The following is a 3,452-nucleotide window of genomic DNA, read 5'->3' on the forward strand; positions in this document are numbered from 1 at the left end:
ACGGCCTTCGACTTTTACAAACCAGGACATTGCAATTCCGTCATCGCGAGGCATTTCGGTTCTTTCTCGCACTTGCACAACTACTTCCTATAGCCCGGATAGGGCAAAAATCAGGCCGACACGGTGATTTTACCGGGGAAACGCGACACAAATCCGATGAGGCGCGGTTCAGGCAGCTTCGCTACTCTTCTTTGCGGCCTCGGGGGGATCGAACACGACCGCGAAGCCATTGTCCAGAATACGAGCCACACATCCTGTCATTTCACCCACACGTAGCAATTCGCCCAGCCGGGGCCTTTCCAGACATTCGAAGGCGGCGCCGGTCACGGAGACGTCGAGCACATTGGCCTGGATCACCACGCCGTCATTGAGCAGGATGCGCGCCCGGCCGCGGCCGGGCTTGCGCACGGCGGCGCGATCTTCCTCGAGCCCGAGGCGATCCTTGTTGAAACGCCATGTGATCGTGTCTGCCAGCTTGTCGCGCTTGCGCGCGGTGGCCTGGAAGCGGACGGAGAATTCCTCGCCCTCGACACGCACAATCGTGCCCTCAATCCGTCCAATGCTGGAAATCATCAGGATGATGCGGGCATTGGCCGGCGGCGGGGTGCGCGAGGCGACGCGGGCGCCGCCGGGCGAAATATCGAGCAGACGGCAGGCATGTTCGCCAAGCGCTTCCGACCAGAAACGGCCGTGCAGCTGTAGCGGAACACGCGTATGCCGGCGCCTTTCCTGGGCGCCGCGCGCGGCGATCTTGATCTTGCGGCGGTCCAACCGCCCTGAATCCTGCTGCATGGCGTCAACCTCCTGCAAGTGAGGATGATAGGGCCAAGCGGTTAAGAAGTGTTTTCAACTACTGGTCGTTGGCGACCATCGCCGGATTCTGCGAATCGCGAAGCGGCTGGCGCGGAAACAGGAAGCCGGGATTGGCCGGCGGGCGAACCTCGCGCAGGCTGGTGCGGATGATCGGCCGGCCGCGCAGGGTTTCGACGGGCTCGAGCGGCTGGAACAGGCCCAGCGTCCGGTCGACCAGGCCTTCCGGTCCACGCAGCGGCAGAAAACAGACCTCGATCGGGATCTGGTTCATCTCCATCGTCGTGGCGCGCGCAATCACCGAGGCGGGCGACACACCGCCCAGCGAGGCTTCGAGCACGGCCTGGATATGGGTCGCATCATGGCCGCGCCACAGGCTGAGGAAATTCTGGTCGCGAAACTCACGTTGATACAGCTCGCACAAGCCGGTCCCCGCGAGGCGGAAGACATGATGTTGCGGATCGATGCGTCCCAGAATGAAGACATGACCGAGCAGGGCGGCAATGTCCTGCGGCTCGATATCAGCCCGATAGGGCGCGGCACCGCCAAAGCGGCGCGCCTGCCAATAGGCATGTAGGGCTTTCGATTGCGCGTGGCGCATTCCACTCTCCAGACACTGCGGTCATTGCACCGGACGGCTCGATTGCCGCGCCGGCTTGTCGGGAGAGTTTCAAGATCGGGGCCATGCAAGCGGGTGGAGAACTGGCCCGGTCGCGCTCGCCAATGGCGGGAATCGCCTGTGCGGGGAAAACGGCCCGCCGCTTGCAAGACCGGGCTCAGGATAGAAGGAGCATGACCATGCGCGTATCAGCCCGGCACGGTTTTCTCGCTTTGGCGAGTACTGCATTCGTATTGTGTATCGCCCCGGTCGCGCAGGAGCCTGCGTTCGCGGGCGGTGGGGAAGGGTGTTGCACCCCGGCACCGCCACCGCCGACCTCATGTTGCGGTCATGGTGGCGGGCATACGGTCAATGTGCCCAATATCAATATTCATGGCGGCAATATCAATGTCGGCGTCAATGTCTCGAATCGCGTCAACGTCACCACCAATGTGACAACCAATGTCGACGCTTCGTCCAATGCTACAGCCAATGCCGGTTCACGCGCCGGCGCCGGAGCCGGTGCCATCACCTATATCGGGGGCGGCAGCTATACACCTTATACTACGGCGCCAGCGGCGACCGCGATCACCGGCCTCAATGTCGCCGGGCTGGAACGCGAAGCCGAATATGAATTCCGCGAGGAACAGCGTTCGCGCTGGGTCGAGGAATGGCGCCTGGTGCGCGCCGTCTGCGTCGATGATACCGGCACACCGCATCCCGCCTCACGCGTCGATAATGGTGACCGCGTTGCCGCGACTTTCGATGGCGAGATCTATCGTTGTGTCGCCGGAACCTCGATGCAGGTCACGATCGGCTGGCGGACGGACGGACAGGACAATTGGACCGATGCGCCGACCATCATGTGCCGCAAGGGCGAGGCCCTGCGCCACAGCCCGGGCGGAACGCTGGTCTGCTCCGCCCAGGAGCCGCGCCGCAATTGCAATGAGCGCTCCCTGCTCCGCATGTATGGCCCGGGCCTGAAGCTGGTCTTCATGCGCCGCGAGGAACACTACATGGAATCGGTCCGTTATGAGCGCGAAAGCGAAAGCATGCGCCTGACCTCGATGACGCTGATGCTTGATGGCGGGGTTGGCGGCTATCGCTGATCCATAACAAGACACTCACATGCCACTCGGCATGTCCTGGCCCCGGTTGACAAGACCGGGGCCTTTTTTTGCCTTCGGCTCAGCCGTCCAGCGTTTCGTCGAACCAGCGCAGCGACATGCAGGACAGGCCGGCATCGATTCGGCCGATCTGCCCGGTGGCCAGCGGCACCACATTATAGCCCGCCTGGTCCAGCATTTCGATCGTGCGCGGGAATTGCGCTCCGGCCAGCACGACATCATTGATGCGCAGGGCATTCGCCGCCGCTTCCTCGCCTTCGGGCAGGATCAGCGTCTCGAAATCCTCGAACACGCCGGAGGCGGCCAGGCGGGCCGTGCTCAGCACGCAATTTTCCTCGATCAGCGCGCAATCTGTCTTGAAATGCAACACGCCGGGCGGGGTGGTGACGGTTTTCGAGGCCAGGCCCAGCCTGGTCAGGCAGGCGCCGAGCGCGCCGGCGCCTGCCGCATTGGTCCGCGCTGACAGCCCGATCAACACATGATCCGGCGTCACCAGGATATCGCCGCCATCGGCATAGCCGGTGCCGGCCATCTCCAGCACGGTCTCGAATCGCCGCCGCAGGGCCGGTGCGATCCGGGCCGTCTCGCCGCGCCGCGCCGCATTGCCGGGTCTGAGAAGGATCGCCCCGCCGGAAAAGACCAGGGCGGGATCCTCGACGAAGACCGAATCGGGAAAGGCTTCCAGCGGCGGCAGCACCGTCACCGCCAGCCCGGCGGCCTCCAGCGCGTCGATATAGGCGGCATGTTCAGCCGCGACGCCGTCATAATCGGGATCGCCATGATCGACAGCACGGAGCCCGCGCACGACGGAGCGTGAGGGCTCGCGCACAAGCGCGGCATTGAAACGGTAAACCGGGCGGGAGAGGGGCATCAGGCGGACTCTCAGCGTTGAAGACAGATATCGTTGTCACTTCGCC

At 63.6% G+C, this 3,452-nt stretch carries 4 protein-coding genes; 1 reads left to right on the top strand and 3 read right to left on the bottom strand.

The features are described from left to right. Positions 1-168: 168 nt before the first annotated feature. Both AAC023_RS14040 and AAC023_RS14045 read right to left on the bottom strand, forming a co-directional pair. Positions 169-792 (bottom strand): PilZ domain-containing protein, encoded by a 624-nt coding sequence (locus tag AAC023_RS14040; protein ID WP_339741844.1) that lies wholly within the window; start codon positions 790-792, stop codon positions 169-171. Between the two features lie 58 nt (positions 793-850). Next, positions 851-1,411, bottom strand: a complete 561-nt coding sequence (locus AAC023_RS14045) for a PAS domain-containing protein (RefSeq protein WP_339741847.1) — start codon at positions 1,409-1,411, stop codon at positions 851-853. A gap of 197 nt (positions 1,412-1,608) precedes the next feature. On the opposite strand from AAC023_RS14045, the gene AAC023_RS14050 reads away from it, so the two are divergent. Then, positions 1,609-2,517: a hypothetical protein gene (locus tag AAC023_RS14050; protein WP_339741850.1), complete on the top strand. Its 909-nt coding sequence runs from the start codon at positions 1,609-1,611 to the stop codon at positions 2,515-2,517. Between the two features lie 79 nt (positions 2,518-2,596). Here the strand turns inward: AAC023_RS14050 and AAC023_RS14055 are convergent, their stop codons facing one another. Continuing rightward, a complete protein-coding gene (locus AAC023_RS14055) occupies positions 2,597-3,406 on the bottom strand; it encodes an arginine deiminase family protein (protein ID WP_339741852.1) in 810 nt (269 codons plus the stop codon). Positions 3,407-3,452: the final 46 nt, after the last annotated feature.

Source organism: uncultured Maricaulis sp. (genome assembly GCF_963976135.1).
Taxonomy (GTDB): Bacteria; Pseudomonadota; Alphaproteobacteria; order Caulobacterales; family Maricaulaceae; genus Maricaulis.